Raw genomic sequence first — 21,775 nt, forward strand, 5'->3', positions numbered from 1 at the left:
ACTAATTACCTTTAAAATAACAGATCTGCCGCGCCTTTTACCCGGGCTAGAGGTTCTACTGACCGGGGTAAACTGGCTAAGCGGATCAAGGTTTGCTCTGGGAATAAATCCCGATCAATTTCCTCATTAGCGTGATAACGATTCTGCACGACGTAACGTTGATAGACTCCCTTTTTTTTCAAAGATGCTGTCAATCGCAGTTGTTCGGCAACGATGGCATCTTGGGCTTGCAAAACTCCAATAAATTCTGTATGTTGGGGGTCTTTTAGTTTGTTCTGGGCAGACATCACCTGTTGTCTTAAGATTCGCAATCGTCCCATTAAATCTACACGCCCTAATACTTTTTGATACTTTATCCAAAGCTTAAAAATCCAACTTAACCAATCTCCTAAAGCCGTTGGCATTTCTAAAAATCGCAGGAGATGACCGGTAGGAGCCGTATCTAAAATAATCAAATCTTGTTGTTTCTGGTCTAATAACTCCATTACTTTTACTAGGGACAACATTTCATCAATTCCTGGCAGAGATTGAGCCACAATTTGTCGCCAAGCTTCTGGAGTATAAGCTAGTTTGATATTTCCTTCTTCCTTACTTTCACCACTAATCATTTCTGCCAGTTCCCATAAATAATCATCTCGAAATTTTTCTAAAACGATATTAGCATCAACTTCTTGACCACTTAAATTAGCAGTTAATTGTGTGGATTGATGTCCTAATTTTGTCCCAAAGGCATCTCCCAAAGAATGAGCCGGATCAATAGAAATAATTCTAATTTTTTGATCGGGATGACGATTAGCTAACGCCCAACCAATGGCCGCGGCAACCGTGGTTTTTCCCACCCCACCCTTGCCACCAATGATAATAAGTTGGCGTTTGTCGTCAATAAAATCACTAAAACTCGGCAGAATTTTTTGCGGCCATTGAATGGGAGGCGGGGTAATAAATTCTACTTTTTCGAGGATTTTAATTTGACTCATGATCTGATCTAATGCTTCACCTCCTAGGGGTTCTTTTGCCTGTTGGGGCAGGGTGAAAATTGTCTCTTGACTTGGAATTTTTAGGAATTTATCGAGGAGTTGCTGTTGCTCACTATAGCGATCTAAATTTTGATTAGGATCCGTTAGAATGCGATTGATAAATAAGCTGCCGCAGGGAATATTTAAGTGATGCAAACTATTGAGTAATCGTTCGGTTTCTAATAAACTCATCGGTTCGGCAATTGCCACAATTAAACAAAGGGTAAAATCCCGATCTTGTAGGAGTTGTTTGCCTTCGGTTAATTCTGATTTTGTTTTGACTAAAAAGTCATCCACATCATCGGCATTGTAGGTTTTTGAAAAAGTTTGCGAAATAACACGATGTTTTTCTTGAAACAACTCTAAAGAATTGAGAATAATCTCTAAAAAGTCTTTAATTTCCAATAAATTCAAGGTATGACCAGAGGGAGCCATATCAACAACAATTCGGTCTACAACTTTCTCAATAAGTAATCGTTGAATCTCTAATAGACCCATGATTTCATCTAAACCTGGCCAGTCTAAATCCCAAACAGGAGTTAAATCTTCTCCCTCAACAAAACTGCCCCGTTCTACTAAAATTTCTAAAAATTTTCCGTATTTTTCTTTAAATTCTAAGAGCAATTTTTCCGCATCTAATGCCCTAACTTTTAAGTTGGGTAAGTCTTTTACAGGTGATGCTTCATCGCTAACTTCTGTTTGCAATACATCCCCTAAAGAATGAGCAGGATCGGTTGAGATTAATAGGATTTGTTCCTCGGGAAATAATTTAGCCCAACGGCGAGCAAATCCACAGGAAAGGGTGGTTTTTCCCACTCCTCCTTTGCCACTAAACATAACTAAATGTCGAGTGTCATAAGGACTTAGAGAGTTATTTGCCAAGTTAAAGTTAGTCATAGAGAAATCAAGTTAAGTAAAGTGATAGGGGGGAGAAACTTGTCCTAATTGTAATTCCCAACGGGGGCAGGCTTTCTGCCAATGCAAGACTTGCTCGATTAGTAAAGGTTCTTCTTGAAAATCAACTAAAAGATAAATTCGTGATTCTGTCCCTGGAGCAGTAACAATCCTCGTTAATGGATAGCTTTGGTTGACTAAATCCACGAGATTTTGCCATTCTGAACCCTGCAAAGTATAAAAATCCTGTTGGGCTTCATAAAGCTGTTTTTTGGCTAAAAAATATTGTCTGCCCCTGCTTTCAGAAGGGAGTACTGGCTCCTCTAGCTTACGGGGAATACATTTTAAAAGATATTCTCCTTTTCCCTCAAGTTCTTCAATTTTTTCTTGATATTCTTGGGCATGAGAACAAAGATGAGTCAGTAAATTTTCTGCCTCTAAAAAAGATGTGCCAAAACGTAAGGGTAAAATAGTGGTTTGTTGAAATAATTCACAGATGACTTGATCGTGACATAAAACGGATTGAATCAACCGTTCATCATCATTTTGTAAAGTGTCTAAACTAACTTCGGGTTCGACTACGGCCGAGAGGTCTCCACCAGTTATCAGTAACAATGGGTTAGCCATTCCAACGGGTAATGTTAGGCTTTCTATTGGGGTTTTCAAAAAAGCGTAAGTATATAAATTGTACAATTTCATAGAGTTTACCAAAGGAAAATTGACGATTTTTTACAAATTTTTATATTGGGACGTTGATATGCTAGAATATTCTAAGTTATTCAGGGATTTTTATGACAACCACTCGTCCACCCAGACCAATTAGATCTAAAATTAGCACTATGCCTCGGAAACAATCTGAAGCAGATCACCAACTTGAGCTTTATAAGTTAATTACTGAAAAACAACGTATCCAAGAAAAATTAGAAATGATGGAGCGGCAGATTCAGCAATTAAAAAATCGTCTCACGTTTGTGACAGAGCAAATTGAGACCACAGAACAAAGTATTCAAAATTTGCGTACAGCCAATCCTCCTAGTTTAAGTTTAGCTAAAAAACCTGATTCCCCCAAAACTGTTGCTCACTCCTCTAATGATTCTAGTAATTTCCAAGCTTTTTATCTAGAATATTAAGGCTTAATCAAGGGCTAGTTCTGACCGAGCTTCAACCAGTTCTTGAGCTTGTCAAAGCCGCCCTTACTAAGCACCGCTACAATCTTTGATTTTGTTCATGGGCTATCGGGTTGGAAAGATTGCCAGTTTAGAGAGAAGATTCAGATTCGTTTTCTGCCGCCTCTTCTTCTAAGGCTTGAATTTTTAATAAAAGTTCTTCTTCCCGAATTTCAAACTCCTCCTCAGAAATATTGCCCATATCGTAAGATAGTTGTAAGGATAATAATAATTTGTGCAAATTTTCCGCCTCATCATATTCTATATCTGCACGTTCTTGAATTTTCTCCCCAATCCAGATTAGACCCCCAATAGGACCGGTAACAGGAAGAAGTAAAAGATCGAGAAACATAACTAATACTCTCCTTAGATAAGTTGGGCAAAGGTATAGGGTGCGGTTAAATTGTTATAGCGAATTCTTAGGCGATCACCAAACTGCTGATCGATTGCTTCAACCTTTTGGCTAAATTCTGGCTCTTGCTCCCAGGGAATTAAATAAGCTGCATTGTAAATCATGTCATCCGTCATCGGATCGCTTTCAATCACCTCTTGGGCGCGATGATTTAATTGCTCTCTAAAGACTTGAATAACGTCTTGTTTCCGTTGCAATACAGTGGCTTCAATGAGTTGACCTATATGGATAATTTCTTCCATATTTAAGTTTTTACCCATCATCGCATCCCGTTCTTGCTTTAACTTCGGATTAGACTCCAAAGCCGCTTGTAATTCCCACTGATTATCCCAAAAAATCTTAATGCTAACTTCTCGTTGGCCTGACAGTTTAGCAAATAATTCTTTCAGTTGGGTTTTATAGGGATTAATTAATTGTTCGGTGACGGATTCCCAAGTTTTGATAACTAAGCCAAACCGCAGGGGCAACAAGGTTGTAAACCCCGCCTCCATGACAGTTTCTAATACTTTTTCATGGCAAATTAAATAGCGACGGGATGCCAAGTACTTCTCTTTATGAGCAAGGGAGTAGAGAAAACTAAAACCATCAATCATCTCACTGTGAACTGGCTCATTATCAATCCCTTGCAAAACCAGTCCGTCAGGAACTGGTTCGGGAAATATTCCATATAAATAAAGACCCACTGTCATCAGTATTCTCCCAAATTAAAGCGGCTGAGAAGTTAAAACCAAACGAAGCTTGAGGTGAATTAGATCTAGTTGAGCTAAACCCAGATCAACATTTCCTTCCACAACAACTCCTGTATTGAGGAGTCTATCCACTAATTCTAACACAGAAGGCTTAATACCCTCCTTTCCTGGGTAATAACTCCCTGCTTCCGGTAAAAGAGTGCCAAACTCTCCTAGATGGACATTTAACTCTTCTGGCTCAACCTCAAAAATTTCACACAAATAGAGAATTTGTTCTTGCAATTTTTGGATACTTTCTGCGGCTCTATCTAAATCGGACTCACTGAGAACCCCTTTTTCCATCCGGCGAATGATTTGGGCTTCGAGCAATTGGCGTACCAGTTCCACGACAGTTAACAGTAAAGGGGCTAAACCGGCTTGGCTATTACTTTCTGGACTGGTCAGCAAGGCTTGATTATCAGAATCGTAAGGTGTGCAAGCAAGGGTCATGGTTGGAATTGGTAAATTAGCAGTTTTTAACGGTGAGTCTCTAGTGGGGAGATTGGCCAAGAAATTTTATCTGAGGGAAAAAATGATGTAATTAAACAATGTCAAATTTCCTCTGCCTTGGCAAGATTCCAGTAAAGAACTTCGCCGACAGGAGGAATGTGCTTGATCATGGTTGACTGGTATCATGGCTCTCCATTGCCCTGGATTGGGGTAGGGATTTTCAGGCTTGAAGTTCAGTTTCTCGGGTTTGAAGTCGGCGTGAAAGTTCTTAGTTTTCTGCTAATAAAGCTTGGGATTGGCTATAGGGATAGGAGTCGCCTTCCCAGCCATTAATTGCCATCTCCCTTGCTCTATCAACAGAGGCAATCGTTAACCGTGTAAACTTCTTTACCGTTTGAGGATTCAATTGAGAAATTTCACTGTATATGGAGAATGTGACTGATCGTTCCGACTGCTATCACGGCTCTCCATTGCACTAAATTTGGTTAAGGATTTTAAGGCTTGAAGTCGGCGTGAAAGTTCCAGGTTTTCTGCGAATAAAGCTTGGGATTGGCTAGGGAGGTAGGGATAACCTTGCAAGCCGTTAATCGCCGTTTCCCTGGCTTTATCAAGGGGGGCAATTGTCAACTCGTGTAAATTTCCTAACCTTTGAGGATTCAAGTGAGGAATTTCACGCATCTGAGGAATGTGCTTCATCGTTCGGACTGGTATCATGGCTCTCCATTGCACTCAATTTGGCTAAGGATTTTAAGGTTTCAAGCTCAGTTTCTAGGGTTTGGAGTCGGAGTGAAAGTTCCCGATTTTCTGCTAGTAAAGCTTGGGATTGGCTATGGAGGTAGGGATCCCCTTCCCACCAGTTGATTCCCATTTCCCTTGCTTTATCAACAGAAGCAATTAACAAACGAATGCGGATATTTATAAGTTCAGTGGAGGCGATCGAAACGGAAATATCGCCAGCAATCACAATTCCCTTATCTAAAACTCGCTCGAGGATATCCGCTAAACCCGAACCTTGAGTTGCTGTTTTCAGAGCGTTGTTTGATTGGGTTTTGAGCGAGCCAGCAAAAGTGGAAGAAGTCACGGTTGGTTTCACTCAATAAGAGTATAAAATTAGTCTTTCCGCTGGGGCAAGTTGCCTCGCAGTAAAGATTGAATGGCTTTTAACGATTGATTTCCTGTGGAAGGCTCAGAAGTTGACGCTTGGCCCTCGGAAGGCTCCGTTTCCTCTACAACGGATAGGGGTTCTACCAGATCGTCGTCGAGGATTTCCCATAAAATTGCTCTTGACTTATCAATAGATAAATTCGTGCGGGACAAAAGAACATCGGCGCAGATATCACGGAAGTCCGCATCAGAGGAGCTAGCCACAATATCGTGAGAGGCACAGACCTTAGCAATCATTAAACAAGAGCGCAAACCTGACGTTTTTTCAGCCTCGGTTTTCAAACGAAAGGTTTTGACGAGGTTGACAATAAATAAGGCATCATCTCGACCAATCCCCGTTTTTTTGGCAAGAATTTCGGTCTGAGTCAGTTGATCCGGCTCAGGCATATTAATGGTTACCAACCGATCCATTAAAGCATCTTGGGTAGCATGAACCCCGCAATATTCTTCTGGGTTGGAGGTGAAAATTGCCCGAAATTGAGAATTGACTTGTAGGTAATCGGGTTGATGGCTAGTGGGTGGCAGGGTGAGAATTTTCTCTTCCAAGGCAGAGAGTAAAACGTTGTTGACCTCAGGTCGAGAACGATTGAACTCATCATAAACTAGGGTAAAACCCTCTCGACAGGCCATTGTTAAGCGAGAATCCACCCAGTTGTGTTTTAGCTCGTCTTCAACTTTGAGAACGCTGTGGATATAGTTATCCGTCAGCTTTTTATGGGTATAACCAGATTGGCTACCAATTAAATCAGAACTGGTAAAGTCATCATCGCCAAAGATGAGCATCACAGGTCTGGCTAAACAATTGGCCAGATGCATTGCCAATGTGGTTTTTCCCGTTCCTGCTGGACCACATAGATGAACGGAAAAGCCGGAGTTTAGATAACGTAAGGCGCGGGTGGCAATTTGATCAATCGAAGGCGTAACAACAAATTGACCTGGGCGAAGGGAGAGAACGGCTCTTCTTGTTTGAGTTTCAGTAACTGTCATAGTTGAAATTTAGTAAATACCATTGATAATCCCCGCCTTAAGCGGACGGGTATTCTTGAGCTAACAACCGCCTGTTCAGGTTTTCTCTTAATAACCGAGTCGGCAAGGACGCTTGTGTCACCCGAATTTTACGGCAAGTTTAATCGTCTTTAGCTTTTAAGTCTTACCTCAATAATATCCGAAAATATTAGTAACTGTCATCAATTAGCCCTAGAACCTTGATTTTGAAGGTATTTCAGGATATTCATTAGTCAAGGAGCTAATAAAAAGCTCTAGGCAGATGCAGTCCTTTTCACTTACCTCCTTTGTCAATAAAAGACTATTAATGACAACATTAACTATAAACTAAGTGAAGTTTTATAATACTTCTCAATTTACCAAAGCCCTAGAGTCGCCCAAACAGTAACCCACCACTACTAGGTCGAGTCTAGAAACTTAAAAAAGCAGGATAACCATGGTAGGTGTCAAACCAGAGGCTTATTGTTGTATTTTCAGATAGTCCTCTAGTTTAGCCAGGAAAAGGGACTAGAGGGTTTTCACTCTAGCCCTAGGCTTAAGTGGGTTGGAATTAACCTAGAGATTTATTTGCCAAAAACATAGATAGACAACTCTTGACGAAATTGACGCAAATCGTCTTTTAGCTTTTTCGCTTCAGCTAAACGTTGTTCTTGAAATTGACTTAAATCGTCCTTTAGCTGTTTGGCTCGATCTAGATGAAGTTGACGTAAGTCGTTCTCCAGCTTTTTCGCTGCAGCTAAACGTTGTTCTTGAAATTGACTTAAATCGTCTTTTAGCTGTTTAGCTCGATCTAAACGCTCTTGACGTAAGTCGTTCTCCAGCTTTTTCGCTGCAGCTAAACGTTGTTCTTGAAATTGACTTAAATCGTCCTTTAGCTGTTTGGCTCGATCTAAACGCTGTTGACGTAAGTCGTCGTCTAGCTTTTTCGCTGCAGCTAAACGGTTTTCTTGAAATTGACGTAGATCCTCTTTTTGCTTTTCCGCTTGAGCTAAACGCTGCTTTTGGGTAGCTGTTAAAAACAAGTTGCTTTCTTGTTGAACTTTTTGGAAAGAGTTACGCAAAGCAGTTGCCTGTTCTTGCGCTTGTTGTCCTCTTTTAGTTTTGACATCCAACAGAAAACCTTGAACTTCTCGCGAGAGTTCAGCTACTTCTTCAGCAATCGATAAACGCTCCTCGCGGAACTTTTCCATGAGAGCAGGCATGGGGTTGTCCTCAATTACTAAATGCTATTGAATGGATTAGACCCAATCACCCGTTGAAAAAACATTCACGGCGACTGGGGGGAGAGACAATAGATTCCGACTTTTCTCATCATCCAAAAGTTGAGATAGTGAATTGCCCCGGAGCAAGGGGCGCCGCTCACTCCCCAAAGAGAGGCTTTCTATTGCGAACAATAGTCAACCTTCTAGTGATAGGAGGTAAACCTAGCTACAAAGGTCGAAATGACGGTTACAAAAATAATTTGTATGGGTCTAGCTTTGTTGTCGCTATCCACTGCCGCGCCAAATCTATCAATTATAGACTATTGCGCCCCAAGAGAGGGGTAACTAAACTCAATATGGATCAAAGAAAAGCCAAGAATCTGGAGAAACCGGAAGGGTTTTAACTCAGCCGATGGGAAAATCTGTGACCGACCCTTAAGCAGGAACCGCTGCAGACTGAGTTAGACCAACGGCTTCAGCATATTTGAGGTAGGTTTCAACCGAAGCGATAACTACACGAGCTTCGATCGCTAATAATTCGATGCCCACTAGAGAGACGCGAGCCCAAGCATCAATGACGATACCTTTGTCAAGGATACGATCGATAACTTCAGCCAAGCTGGAGGAAGAGTTAGTTTTTTCAACTGCCATGGTAGATAGACCTTTTTGTTGTTTTCATAGAAAGTGTACAGTGCTGAAATCATGGGAGATTCAGAAATCCATTTAGTTTTTCTGCCCCCATCACTTCGGCACTTTTAAGAGTAACACCCTTATTTTGTCGTTGTCAATATCTAATCTCAAGTTTTTGGTTAAGAAATGTACGATTCCTTAGTTAAGAAATGTAGTCAATTCTCATTTTTGGGGTTAAGAAATGGAATCAATTCTCAGAAAAGGCCCACCTATGCTTTCATTATTAAGCGATCGCTGGCTCTAGCCAAGAACTTACATAGAACGAATCAACTAATAGTAAAAGCCTTGCTTTGCAAGGCTTTTAGGTGCTTAAGGTACAAATGTATTGAAATTTTAGTTTTAATGATCGCTATCTTAGGTGTTATTTGCGAGGCTGAGGGGTGGACAGACTTGACAATCTAGCCATCACAATGCGAAGATGTGTGATGGGAAATTCTTGCTTCACAGAAACCTGCTTTTTGAGAGAGTCCCAACCAGTCTTACAGTCTCTCCACAAGCTTAAACTCCTGACTGCCCATCAGCATTTGTTGACAGGATTCTTATTCCTTCTGATCTTGAATTCTTGGCTGCATTCGTGATAAGTCTTGCATTCTGGACTTATTCATCTTTATATCATTTTTCAAAAGTAATGACAGACTTAGTTGATCATTTCAAAGCGCAATCCCTCTCGGAGAAAGGAATTGCACTTTCAGATGTTAGTCACGACTATTGAAAATTGGTATCAGCTATTTCTTCGGGGACTGTAGCCACTATTTTCAGAGATTGCTGTAATGGCGATTGGCTGACGTCCGTTTAGGTGGATTGACTGGCCAGAAATTGTCTTTGATAGTCTAAAAACTCGCCGTGCCATTCCGCAAAACGCCGCTCCCCATCTTTGACTAAAAGTTGGCGGTAGGCTTCCGAGGAAATCCAAGGCTTTGTTGGACGTTGTTGGTTTGTTGGGCGTTGTTGGGCAGAACGAGCTTGGTATTCAGCCGTTGATTGACGGCATTGGTTGTGATAATTTTGGTGCCATTCCTGATAACGCCGTTCTCCATCCCGCACGAGGGCTTGGCGATAGGCTTCTGAAGATAGACTCATGGTGTTACTCCTTTTCAAATCCCTTGATGGCCTGGCCAGAATTATAACACAATCCCTGAACCACCCATTGCTGACCTCTGGTCAAGGTGCGATATAAGTCCTTGCCGTCAGTGACAAGGTTTCTTGGCTATCTTAACTGCTGGATTTTGTCCCGCTTTGCGTTGCTACCCTTTAACCAAATTTTGTAGGACCAGCAAAGAAATTAGTAAAAGCTACAGGTGTCTTAAACCTTGTGGCAAAGGGCCACAGCTAACCCTATTCAAGAAGTCTGGTTCTTCTTGTTTTTTCTCGTCGGTGAATATTGATCGTAACCTATTGTAGGTAGAATATACACTTTAGTTATCAATAGGGTAATTTTTTGGCTCTCTTAGGTTTGGTGGGTAAAATGTATTCTAAGATACAGTCCTGCTGGCGAGTGAGTGGAACGAACCACAGAGGGACAAAGGACACAGAGATCGATCACTACTATATAAGTTAAACTTATGACACAAGGAATAAGAAAGCCATTTTGGTGACCTTGGCCGTCTGATATGGCCAAGAAATGCCATATTTCTATTAGCACTGTTGCCAAAATCTCTGGAGAGTTGGGTTACTAATATGGTTAAAATTATCGGTCGTCAATCCCTGGGAAGGAAACCAGTTTACGATATTGGGGTGGAGAAAGATCATAATTTTTTGCTGGGCAACGGGTTAATTGCCTCCAATTGTTTTAATAAATCTCACTCTACCGCTTATGCTTACGTCACCTATCAAACTGCTTATTTAAAAGCTAATTATCCTGTGGAATATATGACAGCGTTACTAACTGCTAGTAGCGATAATCAGGATAAGGTGGAAAAGTATCGAGAAAACTGTCAGAAAATGAATATCGATGTCGAACCTCCCGACATCAATCGATCGCAAAAACATTTTACCCCGATTGGACGCAAAATTCTCTTTGGTTTGTCCGCAGTTAGAAATCTGGGCGAAAATGCGATCGAGGCTATTTTAAAAGCCCGGGAAGCAACAGGAGGAAAGTTTACTTCCTTAGGGGATTTTTGCGAGCGTGTTGATTTACGATTGGTCAACAAAAGAGCTTTAGAAACGCTAATTTATTCTGGTGCTTTTGATAAAATTCAACCCAATCGCCATCAATTAATTGAAGATTTAGAATTAGTAGTTGCTTGGGCGCAAAAACGCACCAAAGAGAAAGAAAGTGGTCAAATGAATATTTTTGATATGCTAGGAGGTAGCATAGAAAATAAACAAGAGTCTGAGTTTGAACAGTCTCCCAGTGCGCGAGCAGTAGAAGATTTTTCCCTACAGGAAAAGTTAAGACTGGAAAAAGAACATTTAGGTTTTTATGTTTCCGAACATCCTTTAAAAGCTTTACAAAGAGCCGCTCAAGTCCTATCTCCTATCAATTTAGCTGACTTAGAAGAACACAAAACCAGAAAAAAAGTCAGTGCAATTGTCCTATTAAATGCCGTCAAGAAAATTATGACTAAAAAAGGGACTCCCATGGCTTTTTTAACCCTAGAAGATGCCTCGGGACAGTCGGAAGCGGTGATTTTTTCCGATACCTACGAACGTCTGCAAAAATTATTAGTTGAGGAAGCAACTTTAATGGTGTGGGGAAAAGTTGATCGCCGAGATGATCGGGTACAATTAATTGTCGAAGATGCGGAACCGATCGAAACCATTAAAATGGTGATGGTTAATTTATCCCTGCAAGATGTCGTCAACCAAAATCGTCAAAATCTTCTTAAAAGTATTCTGCAATCGGGAGACAAACAAAAGGCAAAAGTTCCCGTTATTGCCACCATCGGTGCGGGAACTCAGCGTCAATTTGTGCGTTTAGGACAAAACTATTGGGTAGAGGACGACAATTCGGTGCTAGAGTCTCTAAAAGTTGCCGGTTTTCTGGCTAATTCTGCACCTCTGATTAATCATTAAATGGTAACTAGCAATTATTGTTACTGTAAAACCTTCTCGACTTCCAGTTTCGATAATAATTCTCTTTCGACCCACAAATCAAGACAAATATGGATTTTGATCACCTCTTTGACAGCATTGCTACTCTTGTCCTCCATCATTCCCCCAGTGGGATGGAAACGGAAATCGATCACCTGTTACTAGAACGCTTTCAAGAGTTAGGATTAGAAACATGGCAAGATCAAGCGGGAAATGTCATTGGAAAAATTAAAGGACAGGATTCGACCAAAAAAATCGCCATTACCGGTCATAAAGACGAAATTGGCGCTATTATCAAGGCAATTAATCCCGATGGTACTCTGCAAATTCAGCGACTCGGGGGAGCTTTTCCTTGGATTTACGGAGAGGGAGTGGTAGATATTATCGGTGATAGGGAAACCAGATCGGGAATTCTCTCCTTTGGTTCCCGTCATATTTCCCATCAATCCCCGCAAAAAGTGCAGCAGGAAAACACTCCCGTCACCTGGGAATCCGCATGGATAGAGACGAAATTGACTCCGGAAGAATTAGACGCTTGTGGGGTGCGCGTCGGTAGTCGAGTCGTGGTGGGAAAACACCGAAAACAACCCTTTCGACTAAAAGACTACATTGCCAGTTATACCCTTGATAATAAAGCTTCCGTGGCGATTCTTTTAGAATTAGCGGCCAGAGTAATTAACCCTGCAGTGGATATATATCTGGTTGCCTCAGCTAAGGAGGAGGTAGGAGCCTTAGGGGCATTATTTTTTACCGCAAATAACCGCTTAGATGCTTTAATTGCCCTAGAAATCTGTCCCCTCGCGCCTGAATATCCGATTAAGGATGGCAGCAGTCCTGTTTTATTGTCTCAGGATGGTTACGGTATCTATGATGAGCAATTAAATCAAGAATTGAGAATAGCGGCCGAAAAGGCAGGAATACCCCTGCAATTAGCTATTATTAGTGGTTTTGGTAGCGATGCCTCCATTGCCATGAAATTCGGACATATAGCTAAGGCCGCTTGCTTAGGTTTTCCCACCCAAAACACCCACGGTTATGAAATCGCCCATTTAGGAGCCATAGCCAACTGCATTAGCATATTAGAAGCTTATTGTCAACTAATTTAGCTATTTTTAGCAAAAAACCAGAGCATTAATAGAATAACAGCGATCGCCAGTCCGCTAAAAACAGTATTTTTATGCTGCTCTAACTGCATGGGTGCGGGGGGTTCTTCTTTTTTCTGTTTATTTGTTCCCTTTTTAAATTGCGCTGTACTATCGGGAAGTTTCTCTAAATCGGGAATCTTCGTCATCCACTCATCTGGGCGTTTGAGACGGGGAGCTTCGATAATATAAAGCAGACGCTTGGCCTGTTCGCGAATTTGATAGATAGGATGGCTAATAAGTTGCTTACAGATTTCACTGGCTTTCTCCCCCTCTCCTAACCCCTGATGGGCAGAAATTAACCAAATTTGGATCTCACCCCCTTCTCGGGATCCTAAGGAAATTAAGGCTAAAGCCGCATTTAATTGCTGGATACTAAGACGATATTGTCCACGCTCAAAGGCACTGATGCCAGCTTGATAAAGGTCTTGAAAAGAAAGATTTTCGGCCACGGAGTCAAGATCGAGATCAATAAAACTTTACATAAGTATAGCAAGAGCTAAGAAGCAAAAGGAAACTTTGATCAGTATCAGATGGGTTCTTCGTTACTTGCTATGGTTCAATCGGGTGGCATGAATAGACTACATCCTTATCTGGCAAGAGACTTAATTGATTAGTTCGTTCTAGATCGAAAACAATTGACAAAAATCGCCAAATGTCTTTCTCTATAAGGGTTTCATCTCTTATAACCCCGTCTATTGCCTAACACAAACAAAAAGAACCTCACTGATTACTGTTCACTGTTTACTGTTTACTGATCACTGAAAAGCTCCCCACCTCCGCCATTGAGAATGAGAATCTCAGCAAAAATCTGCTACACTTTCCTTTGAATATTTCCAAGCTGCACGATATGAAAGAGAGGAACTATCTCTTACTAAATATACTAGCGATCTCTACCATAATAATTAGTCTAGTTTTAGGGATTGTATTGGACAAAAAAGCCGCCTTGTTAGGAATTTTGGCGGTTCCCGCCATGGTCGCTTCTTTTATCCATCCCCGTCTGGGATTATTAGCCCTAATCATCTATCTTCCCCTGAGTAGTACCGTCACTTTTGCTGTGGCGAGAGTTTTTCAGGTAAAGGGCAACTTCATTGGCGAAGAGCCATCATATTCTCTCTACAAAATCGCCAAGGATGCCTTTTATTTCCCGGCTTTAGCGGCAATTTTAATTAAAACCAAAACTTTTAAGCAATTACGACCCCAAATCAAGCCTTTTCTCATCACAGCTTTGATTTTACTTGCCAGCAGTTTGATAACTTTTCTTTCTATCAATCTGCCCCAAGGAGCAATTGCTGTGGGAGTTGTGGGATTAAAAACCCTCCTCGGTTATATACCCCTAGTTCTCTGTGGCTACTATCTAATCAAGGAAAAACGGGATCTATTCGTGGTTAATCGGCTTTTAATCGTGATGATCTTAGTCTGTTGCGTTTTAGCTCTAATTCAATACTTCTTACTCCTCCAAGGCATCTGTCCCGATAATGAATTCCTCAATCAACTCGAAGTTACTGCCCCGAAATCCGATACCCAATTTTATCCGAATATTGCCGACAAAGCCAGCCTGAAAGCTCAATGTTTTGTCGGGGGTTCGGTGTTGTATAATCCCGATCGAGGCTTAATTCGTCTCCCAGGCACATTTTCCGATCCTTGGCAATGGGGTTGGTTTTTAGTATCTAGTAGCGTCATCAGTTACGCAGCCAGTTTTAGTGATCCGCAAAAAAGATGGCGCGTCGCTGGTTGGGTAGCAATGGTTTTAGTCTTCCTTGCGACTCTGGTTTCTGGACAAAGATTACCTTTATTGCTAGTACCTTTGTTTTATTTAGTTCTTTTTATTGCTACTAGCAAAAATAAACGAAAGTTACCATTAAAATTGGGAATCTTGGGGCTGCTTTCCTTGCTTTCAGTGACGTTAATTCCCTTTATTCGGGAAAGAGGGCTAAATTTTATCGATCGCTGGCTATATTCGTCTCCCATTGACTTTGTAGGCAATCAAATGCAGTGGGTCTTTAAATATGCACAGCTTTTTGGTCTTGGTTTAGGCACGGCCAGCAGTGGATCTCGTCATATAGTGGGAGAAGAGGGGATAAGACTAATTGAAACCTACTACGCTAAACTCCTCTACGAAGTCGGTATCGTCGGTTTTATCGCTTTTATGGTACTGGTGACAATTCTCTGTATTCTCACCTTTAAAGCCTATTTAAAAGTAAAAAATCCTGCTTTAAAGCATTGGGGTCTCTGTATCTGGATTTTCCTGCTTTTTATTAGCTATAATCCCTACTATTATCCTCTCTCCGTCGAGCCTGTTTCTGTTTACTATTGGTTATTCGCTGGAATATTGCTAAAACTGCCAGAAATCAGCGATAAATTGGAAGATGAGGCGGGATTTCTCGAAAAAAATCAAGTAGAGAATTAAGAGGATTTTTATCGATAATTACATTAAGTAGGTAGGTGTTAAAAGTTGTCAGATCCCCCCTTATCAAGGGGGGATTAAAGGCAAAATCCATTTTTAATTTAATTATAACCAGCTACTTATCTCTCGACTGATAGGAGTTAACCGTAATGACAGCAGAAGCCGTTACCTATTCCCTCGAATCTGTCCTCAAGGAAATTAAAGATAGCATTAAAAGTCTTGATCGAAAGCTAGAAACCTTAGATAAAGATGTCACCGATGTGAAGATAGGACTAGCAACTTTAACAGAGAAAGTCGATAGTATGGATAATCGACTAATAAAGGTGGAAGGAACCCAAAGCAACCAAATTTGGACATTAATAACTATCTTGAGTGGTTCCTTGATTGCTGTGGGATTCTGGGCTTTTTTTATGGGCAACAATCCCTAGGCGATCGCTGGAGAGTAACGAGACTTTCTCACTTTCCCCACAGGCGACCTTTTTCCGTTAGATTATAAATGGATACAAAACTTAACATTTTATCCAAAATCTACCGAGAGGGCAGACCGTGCGGCCAGATACCCTAGAAAATAACCAGCATTCAGCCGATAATTCGCTAGTTCCCGAAATTATCGCACTTAATCCTGAAATTGAGCCAGAGAAAACCGAATACTCGCCAAAACCGACAAAAACCAACTCGTGGCTATCGGGAGGAAGGGGTTTATTTATCGGTGTGGGATTAGGGGTTTTATTGACCCTAGGGGCGACTCGTTTCGCTAATCGACCCCAAACAGCCCAAAACCTCAATACTCAGCCCGTAGCGGCAAAAAATGAGGCACCAGCACAAACAGTAACCACCACTAGGGTAGAATCCACTCCCGTGGCCCGCACCCTGAAAGCGACTGGAAGCGTGGCAGCCGATGAATTAATCCCGATTCTTTCCCAAGCGACGGGACTACAAATCAAAGAAATCTTTGTCGATGAGGGTGATATCGTTAGCCAAGGTCAAATTTTGGCTCGTCTCGATGATACCGTCCTACAAGCGCAATTAACCCAAGCACAGGCTAATGTCGCCCAATCCCGAGCGCGTTTGGCAGAATTGCAAGCGGGGAGCCGTAAAGAGGAGATCGCTGGAGCTAAACAAACTATTCAACGCATAAAAGCCGAAATTAGTCAAGCTCGATCGGATTGGGATTTGGCTAAAAAACGGGTCCAGAGAAACCAAAGTTTAGAAGCGGAAGGAGCGATCGCCCGGGATCGTCTCGATGAAGTCCTCAATGAAGAAAGAAAGCAAGCGGCGATCGTACAACAGACCCAATCCCGTTTAGGAGAAGCAGAGCAGCAACTGGCACAATTGCAAGCCGGCAATCGTCCCGAAGTGATCGCCCAAGCTAAAGCCCAATTAGCGGAAGCTCAAAGCCGTTTAGCCATTGTTAACGCCCAATTAAACGAGACTCGCCTGATTTCCCCGGTCAGTGGCAAAATTGCCGAAAGAAATGGCCGCATCGGGGACACCACCAACGGTCAAAATGCTCTCTTTAAAATCATCGAAAATGGGCGTTTAGAGCTAAGATTGCGGGTTCCTGAGAATCAATTGCCCTTAATCCGCGTCGGAGCGCCCGTTACTATCACTTCCGATGCTAATAGCAGTTTAAAATTATCGGGACAGGTGCGCGAAATTAATCCCATCGTCGATGAGGCATCCCGTCAGGCGACGGTTAAAGTCGATTTAACCGACAATACAGGGTTAAAACCGGGGATGTTTTTACGAGGTGCGATCGTGACGAATACTAGCAATAGTTTAACCGTCCCCATGACCGCAGTTTTACCTCAAAAAGATAATCAAGCTCTAGTTTATTTAGTTGAACCTGATAACACTGTCACTGCCAAAACTGTGCAATTAGGTCAAATTATGCCGAATAACCGCGTGGAAATTCTCACCGGTTTACAAGCGGGCGATCGCATTGTGGCCAAAGGGGCAGCCTATCTCGGTGATGGCGACAAAATTACAGCAATCAGCGATCAGTAATCAGTAATCAGTGATCAGTAAACAGTAATCAGTAATCAGTGATCAGTTGATAACTGAAAAATGGTAACTGAAAACTGATAACAATGGACGAATCTAAAACCTAATTTGTTAAGCTAAGTAGAAAGGCACAATTATTTGTAGGATGGGTTAGCGGTAGCGTAAACCATGGGGTCGTTGGGTTTCATGCTTCAACCCAACCTACGTTCTGAAAACTGATAACTAAAAACTGATAACTTACCCACTGATAACTGATAACTGATAACTGAAATTATGGCTTTTAATATTTCTAATTGGTCTATCAAAAATCCCATTCCGACGATCCTGATCTCCCTGGTTATGGCCCTAATGGGATACATTGCCTTTCTAGGATTAGGGATCGATCGCTCTCCTAATATTGACATTCCGGCCGTGATTATCACCGTTAATCAACCCGGCGCAGGTCCGGAGGAATTGGAAACCCAAGTCACCAAAAAAGTCGAGGATGCGGTGGCTGCTTTGGGTAATATCGATCAAATTACTTCTACCATTAACGAAGGCAGCAGCACCACCACCGTTAACTTTATCCTTGGCACTAACAGCGATCGCGCTACCAATGATGTACGCAATGCCATAGCGCAAATTCGGCAGGATTTACCCCAAGATACTAATGACCCAATTGTCCAACGTTTAGAATTTGCCGGGGGTGCGGTGATGAACTATACCATCTCCTCCCCGAAAAGATCGATCGCCGAATTAAGTGATCTAGTTGATCGTCAAATTGGCCGCGCTTTAACGGGAGTGCCGGGGGTAGCACGAGTCGATCGCGTTGGGGGAGTTGATCGAGAAGTGCGTGTAGATTTAGATCCCGGTCGTCTGATCGCCTACGGTATCACGGCCACGGCAGTTAATGACCAAATTCGTAGTTTTAATATTAATTTACCCGGAGGGCGCTCGGAAATCGCCGGCAGTGAACAAACTGTCCGCACCCTCGGCAGCGCTGAAACTATCGAAGATTTAAGAAATTATCAAATCTCTTTACCTAACGGTGATAGCGTCCCCTTAAGCAATTTAGGGACAGTTAGCGATAGTTCCAGTGATCCTCGACAAATGGCCCTCTTAGATGGGCAGCCAGTGGTGGGTTTTTCGATTCTACGGGGGACTGGCAGCACCTTGGTGACGGTAGAAACAGCAGTGCGCCAAGAAATCGAGAATTTAAAGAAAAAACTGCCCGAAGATATTAAATTTCAATTAATTTTTACCCGTGCTGACTCAATTCGTGCTAGTTACGAAAGTCTTCTGAGCGATCTGATCATCGGTTGCATCATGACGGTGATCACGGTGGGTCTATTTTTAGGCAATTGGCGCGCCACGATTATCACGGGTTTGGCCCTGCCTTTGTCGATTTTCCCGACTTTTTGGGTGATGCAGTCCCTAAATTATACCCTTAACGGTATGACCCTGCTGGCGTTAGCTTTAGCTTTGGGTAATCTGGTGGATGATGCGGTGTGTATGGTGGAGGACATCGATCAACATTTAGCTATGGGTAAAAAACCCCTGCAAGCGGCCTTTGATGCCTCAAAAGAGATTGGATTAGCCGTTTTAGCCAGTGCAGCGGCAATTATGGCGGTATTCCTGCCGGTTGCTTTTATGGGCGGTGTGCCGGGGCAATTCTTTCAACCTTTCGGCGTTACGGTGGCGGTTTCTACCCTATTCTCCAGTTTGATCGCTGTCACCGTCACTCCCATGTTAAGTGCCTATATTTTACAGCCGAAAAAGCTGAAAACTGGTGATGATAATCCCTCCTCGCGCCCCCGTTTTCGTCCCTACAAAAGTTTGTTAACTTGGGCTTTACGTCATCGAATCCTGACTTTATTGGCGGCTTTGGCCTTTTTTATCGGTAGTTTACAGTTAGTTCCCTTGATTCCAAAAGGGTTATTTAGTTCTGGGGATACTGGATTAAGTACCATAAGCCTAGAATTGCCTCCCGGTGCGACTTTGAATGATACTGTTGCCGTGGCCAATCAGGTGAATAGTTTACTGCAAAAAAATCCCGCCGTCGCTAATGTTTTGGCTATTCCGGGAGATTCGGGACGGGTAAATACGGGGTTAATATATGTTAATTTAGTTCCTAAGGAACAGCGATCGCTAACTCAACGGCAATTTGAGGAACAAACCCGTCGGGATTTCCAGAAGATACCGGGAGCAAGAGTGACTTTTCGGGCGCAGGGGGGAGCAGGAAGTAGCAAAGATGTGGCTATTGTCCTAAAAAGTGAAAATGGCGATATTTTAACCCAAACTGCCCAAAAATTAGAGCGAGAAATGCGGGCTTTACCCGGTTTTGTCGAGGTCAGTTCCGGGGTAAGTTTAGTTAAACCGGAGATTATTATTCAACCGGATCCAGTCCGGGCTGCTGATCAGGGAGTCTCGGTCAGAGCGATCGCCCGTACTGCGTCTTTAGCTTTAATCGGCGATAATGAGTTTAATTTAGCTAAATTTAACCTTGCTGACCGACAAATTCCCATCCGGGTAAAAATTGCCAACGATGGACGCAGTGAGATAGAAACCCTGCAAAATTTGCGGGTTCCTAGCAGTAATGGGACGTTAGTACCGCTTAACTCGGTGGCGACAATTAGCTTAGGTAGTGGACCTGCGGAAATTCAACGCTTTAACCGTCAACGTCAGGTTAATATTGGAGCTAATTTAGAGGGAGTTTCTTTGGGAAGTGCGGTGACACAAATTCGCACTTTACCAATCATGAAAAACTTACCCCCAGAGGTGACAGAAGAACCCTTTGGTGATGCTCGCATTATGCGCGATATCTTTGCTCGTTTTTTGGGGGCGTTAAGTTTAGCAATTATTTCTATCTATGGGATTCTGGTATTGTTGTATAACAATTTCCTCTATCCCCTAGCGATTTTAACTTCCCTTCCTTTATCGATTGGTGGTACTTTAATCGCTCTTTTAATTACCCAAAAAGAGTTAGGTTTATACGCTTTAATTGGCATAGTTTTACTGATGGGATTAGTCACTAAAAATGCGATTCTGTTAGTAGATTTTGCCCTGAGTGGCATTGAGTCAGGGAAACCGCAATTTAAGGCGATGATTGATTCGGGAGTCTCTCGTTTACGACCAATTATTATGACCTCCGTTTCCACAGTTGCCGGGATGTTACCGATTGCTTTAGCTTTGGGTGCAGATGGGGAAATTCGCGCACCGATGGCGATTGCTGTTATTGGTGGTTTTACCACTTCCACCCTATTAACTTTGGTGGTTGTGCCGGTAATCTTTACTTACATCGATAGTTTTTACTATTGGTTGCGGGGATTATTTGTTAAACAAAAACCCAAGTCGATTTAGTAGTAAAATATCTTGCTGAAAGCTTGAGAAAAAACCCAGAGAAACTAACCCATGAATCCCTTGACAGTCACACATCAAACTCTATCCCTTCCCCCCATGGGCTGCGGTACTTGGGCCTGGGGAAATCGTCTTCTCTGGGGTTATGATGAGAGTATGGATAGCCAGTTACAAGCGGTTTTTAATCTCTGCGTCGAGCGGGGTGTCACCCTATTTGATACGGGAGACTCCTACGGGACAGGCAAGCTCAACGGACAGAGTGAGAAGCTATTAGGACGCTTTACAGGGGAATATAGCGGTTATAACGCTGATCATATCCGTATTGCCACCAAACTCGCCCCTTATCCTTGGCGTTTAACCCGTCATGCCATGGTGAAAGCTTGTCAAGCTTCGGCAACCAGACTAGGCCGCCCGGTGGATTTAGTGCAAATGCACTGGTCAACGGGCAATTATGCGCCATGGCAGGAGGGAGGATTATTAGACGGATTGGGGGATTGTCTGGAAAAGGGGTTAGTTAAAGGGGTTGGTTTATCTAATTTTGGACCGAAAAGATTGAAGTCTGCCTATCAAAAGTTTGCCAGTCGCGGCATTCCTATTACCAGTTTACAGGTACAGTATTCTCTCCTTTCTACCTATCCTCTCACTGACTTAGGATTAAAGGAACTATGTGATCAATTGGGTATTAAAATTATTGCCTATAGTCCCCTAGCTTTGGGGTTATTAACTGGGAAATATCGAGATAATAAAAACTTACCCCCAGGATTACGTCGCTTCCTTTTTGGTCAATTAATTCCCGCTATTTCTCCTCTGATAAGTTGTCTAGAAGTTATCGCCCAAGCTAAAAATAAAACTATTAGCCAAGTTGCCTTAAATTGGTGTATCTGTAAGGGAACAATTCCCATCCCCGGAGCTAAAAATGTTCGACAAGCTGAGGATAATTTAGGGGCTTTAGGATGGAGTTTAGACAGTGGGGAAATAGCAGAATTAGATAAAATTGCCGCAGGTTTGGATAAAAAAATGGTACAAAATATCTTTCAAACTCAGTAGGGTTGGCTGAAAAAGTTTGTTGGTGGGGTGTGGAACGAACCACAAAGACACAAAGGACGCAAAGATTGATCGCTTATAA

Annotated in this window: 20 protein-coding genes and 1 pseudogene; 8 read left to right on the forward strand and 13 right to left on the reverse strand. The window is 42.3% G+C overall.

The annotated features are described in order from the left end of the window. Positions 1-11: 11 nt before the first annotated feature. Together myaer_RS12325 and myaer_RS12330 are read right to left on the reverse strand one after the other, a co-directional pair. On the reverse strand, positions 12-1,913 hold the full coding sequence (locus myaer_RS12325; RefSeq protein ID WP_080949754.1) for an ArsA family ATPase: 1,902 nt from the start codon (positions 1,911-1,913) through the stop codon (positions 12-14). A gap of 12 nt (positions 1,914-1,925) precedes the next feature. Beyond that, positions 1,926-2,609, reverse strand: coding sequence for a GvpL/GvpF family gas vesicle protein (locus myaer_RS12330; protein ID WP_046662308.1), 684 nt, complete (start codon positions 2,607-2,609; stop codon positions 1,926-1,928). A 92-nt stretch (positions 2,610-2,701) separates the two neighbouring features. Here myaer_RS12330 and myaer_RS12335 point away from each other — a divergent pair, with 92 nt between their 5' ends. After that, positions 2,702-3,040: a gas vesicle protein gene (locus tag myaer_RS12335; RefSeq protein WP_046662309.1), complete on the forward strand. Its 339-nt coding sequence runs from the start codon at positions 2,702-2,704 to the stop codon at positions 3,038-3,040. Between the two features lie 127 nt (positions 3,041-3,167). On the opposite strand, the gene myaer_RS12340 is transcribed toward myaer_RS12335, so the two are convergent. The 10 genes and pseudogenes from myaer_RS12340 to myaer_RS22040 form a co-directional block, all read right to left on the reverse strand. Next, positions 3,168-3,428: a gas vesicle protein GvpG gene (locus tag myaer_RS12340; RefSeq protein ID WP_046662310.1), complete on the reverse strand. Its 261-nt coding sequence runs from the start codon at positions 3,426-3,428 to the stop codon at positions 3,168-3,170. Between the two features lie 14 nt (positions 3,429-3,442). Beyond that, the gene (locus myaer_RS12345) at positions 3,443-4,177 is read right to left on the reverse strand and encodes a GvpL/GvpF family gas vesicle protein (RefSeq protein WP_046662311.1); all 735 of its coding nucleotides are present in this window, start codon (positions 4,175-4,177) and stop codon (positions 3,443-3,445) included. A gap of 15 nt (positions 4,178-4,192) precedes the next feature. After that, the gene (locus myaer_RS12350) at positions 4,193-4,666 is read right to left on the reverse strand and encodes a gas vesicle protein K (RefSeq protein WP_046663751.1); all 474 of its coding nucleotides are present in this window, start codon (positions 4,664-4,666) and stop codon (positions 4,193-4,195) included. Between the two features lie 402 nt (positions 4,667-5,068). Next, positions 5,069-5,380, reverse strand: a complete 312-nt coding sequence (locus myaer_RS12360; RefSeq protein ID WP_046662312.1) for a hypothetical protein — start codon at positions 5,378-5,380, stop codon at positions 5,069-5,071. After that, complete coding sequence (locus myaer_RS12365; RefSeq protein WP_046663754.1) at positions 5,337-5,747, reverse strand: gas vesicle protein; 411 nt, start codon at positions 5,745-5,747, stop codon at positions 5,337-5,339. The genes myaer_RS12360 and myaer_RS12365 overlap by 44 nt, the downstream gene beginning before the upstream one ends. A gap of 29 nt (positions 5,748-5,776) precedes the next feature. Further along, positions 5,777-6,817 (reverse strand): gas vesicle protein GvpN, encoded by a 1,041-nt coding sequence (gene gvpN, locus myaer_RS12370; protein ID WP_046662313.1) that lies wholly within the window; start codon positions 6,815-6,817, stop codon positions 5,777-5,779. Positions 6,818-7,398: 581 nt separating this feature from the next. Next, positions 7,399-8,037, reverse strand: coding sequence for a gas vesicle protein GvpC (gvpC, locus tag myaer_RS12375; RefSeq protein ID WP_046662314.1), 639 nt, complete (start codon positions 8,035-8,037; stop codon positions 7,399-7,401). Between the two features lie 435 nt (positions 8,038-8,472). Beyond that, complete coding sequence (gvpA, locus tag myaer_RS12380; RefSeq protein WP_002735503.1) at positions 8,473-8,688, reverse strand: gas vesicle structural protein GvpA; 216 nt, start codon at positions 8,686-8,688, stop codon at positions 8,473-8,475. 831 nt (positions 8,689-9,519) lie between these two features. Continuing rightward, positions 9,520-9,807 carry a hypothetical protein gene (locus myaer_RS12390; RefSeq protein ID WP_046662316.1) on the reverse strand — a complete coding sequence of 96 codons (288 nt, stop codon included), beginning with the start codon at positions 9,805-9,807 and terminating at the stop codon, positions 9,520-9,522. Between the two features lie 177 nt (positions 9,808-9,984). After that, positions 9,985-10,112: pseudogene (locus myaer_RS22040) on the reverse strand (RNA-guided endonuclease TnpB family protein); the annotation flags it as partial. Positions 10,113-10,404: 292 nt separating this feature from the next. Between myaer_RS22040 and myaer_RS12400 the strand changes: the two are divergent. Further along, a complete protein-coding gene (locus myaer_RS12400) occupies positions 10,405-11,742 on the forward strand; it encodes an OB-fold nucleic acid binding domain-containing protein (RefSeq protein WP_046662317.1) in 1,338 nt (445 codons plus the stop codon). 89 nt (positions 11,743-11,831) lie between these two features. Then, positions 11,832-12,866, forward strand: a complete 1,035-nt coding sequence (locus myaer_RS12405; protein ID WP_046662318.1) for a M42 family metallopeptidase — start codon at positions 11,832-11,834, stop codon at positions 12,864-12,866. On the opposite strand, the gene myaer_RS12410 is transcribed toward myaer_RS12405, so the two are convergent. Next, complete coding sequence (locus tag myaer_RS12410; RefSeq protein WP_046662319.1) at positions 12,863-13,354, reverse strand: hypothetical protein; 492 nt, start codon at positions 13,352-13,354, stop codon at positions 12,863-12,865. The genes myaer_RS12405 and myaer_RS12410 overlap by 4 nt on opposite strands. A gap of 398 nt (positions 13,355-13,752) precedes the next feature. Between myaer_RS12410 and myaer_RS12415 the strand changes: the two genes are divergently transcribed. The 5 genes from myaer_RS12415 to myaer_RS12435 all read left to right on the forward strand — a co-directional run bounded on the left by myaer_RS12415 (position 13,753) and on the right by myaer_RS12435 (position 21,696). Continuing rightward, positions 13,753-15,312 (forward strand): membrane protein, encoded by a 1,560-nt coding sequence (locus myaer_RS12415; protein WP_046662320.1) that lies wholly within the window; start codon positions 13,753-13,755, stop codon positions 15,310-15,312. A gap of 146 nt (positions 15,313-15,458) precedes the next feature. Next, a complete protein-coding gene (locus tag myaer_RS12420) occupies positions 15,459-15,737 on the forward strand; it encodes a hypothetical protein (protein WP_046662321.1) in 279 nt (92 codons plus the stop codon). A gap of 118 nt (positions 15,738-15,855) precedes the next feature. After that, positions 15,856-17,316, forward strand: coding sequence for an efflux RND transporter periplasmic adaptor subunit (locus tag myaer_RS12425; RefSeq protein ID WP_046662322.1), 1,461 nt, complete (start codon positions 15,856-15,858; stop codon positions 17,314-17,316). 270 nt (positions 17,317-17,586) lie between these two features. Then, complete coding sequence (locus myaer_RS12430; RefSeq protein ID WP_046662323.1) at positions 17,587-20,652, forward strand: efflux RND transporter permease subunit; 3,066 nt, start codon at positions 17,587-17,589, stop codon at positions 20,650-20,652. 51 nt (positions 20,653-20,703) lie between these two features. After that, positions 20,704-21,696, forward strand: coding sequence for an aldo/keto reductase (locus myaer_RS12435; RefSeq protein WP_046662324.1), 993 nt, complete (start codon positions 20,704-20,706; stop codon positions 21,694-21,696). Positions 21,697-21,775: the final 79 nt, after the last annotated feature.

It is taken from the genome of Microcystis aeruginosa NIES-2549 (assembly GCF_000981785.2).
GTDB lineage: Bacteria > Cyanobacteriota > Cyanobacteriia > Cyanobacteriales > Microcystaceae > Microcystis > Microcystis aeruginosa_C.

Coding starts and splice junctions, on each gene's coding strand:
- myaer_RS12400 (WP_046662317.1), top strand. CDS start 10,405: ATGGTTAAAATTATCGGTCGTCAATCCCTGGGAAGGAAACCAGTTTAC.
- myaer_RS12360 (WP_046662312.1), bottom strand. CDS start 5,380: ATGATACCAGTCCGAACGATGAAGCACATTCCTCAGATGCGTGAAATT.
- myaer_RS12325 (WP_080949754.1), bottom strand. CDS start 1,913: ATGACTAACTTTAACTTGGCAAATAACTCTCTAAGTCCTTATGACACT.
- myaer_RS12390 (WP_046662316.1), bottom strand. CDS start 9,807: ATGAGTCTATCTTCAGAAGCCTATCGCCAAGCCCTCGTGCGGGATGGA.
- gvpA (WP_002735503.1), bottom strand. CDS start 8,688: ATGGCAGTTGAAAAAACTAACTCTTCCTCCAGCTTGGCTGAAGTTATC.
- myaer_RS12415 (WP_046662320.1), top strand. CDS start 13,753: ATGAAAGAGAGGAACTATCTCTTACTAAATATACTAGCGATCTCTACC.
- myaer_RS12420 (WP_046662321.1), top strand. CDS start 15,459: ATGACAGCAGAAGCCGTTACCTATTCCCTCGAATCTGTCCTCAAGGAA.
- myaer_RS12340 (WP_046662310.1), bottom strand. CDS start 3,428: ATGTTTCTCGATCTTTTACTTCTTCCTGTTACCGGTCCTATTGGGGGT.
- myaer_RS12405 (WP_046662318.1), top strand. CDS start 11,832: ATGGATTTTGATCACCTCTTTGACAGCATTGCTACTCTTGTCCTCCAT.
- myaer_RS12430 (WP_046662323.1), top strand. CDS start 17,587: ATGGCTTTTAATATTTCTAATTGGTCTATCAAAAATCCCATTCCGACG.
- gvpC (WP_046662314.1), bottom strand. CDS start 8,037: ATGCCTGCTCTCATGGAAAAGTTCCGCGAGGAGCGTTTATCGATTGCT.
- myaer_RS12345 (WP_046662311.1), bottom strand. CDS start 4,177: ATGACAGTGGGTCTTTATTTATATGGAATATTTCCCGAACCAGTTCCT.
- myaer_RS12335 (WP_046662309.1), top strand. CDS start 2,702: ATGACAACCACTCGTCCACCCAGACCAATTAGATCTAAAATTAGCACT.
- myaer_RS12330 (WP_046662308.1), bottom strand. CDS start 2,609: ATGAAATTGTACAATTTATATACTTACGCTTTTTTGAAAACCCCAATA.
- gvpN (WP_046662313.1), bottom strand. CDS start 6,817: ATGACAGTTACTGAAACTCAAACAAGAAGAGCCGTTCTCTCCCTTCGC.
- myaer_RS12435 (WP_046662324.1), top strand. CDS start 20,704: ATGAATCCCTTGACAGTCACACATCAAACTCTATCCCTTCCCCCCATG.
- myaer_RS12350 (WP_046663751.1), bottom strand. CDS start 4,666: ATGACCCTTGCTTGCACACCTTACGATTCTGATAATCAAGCCTTGCTG.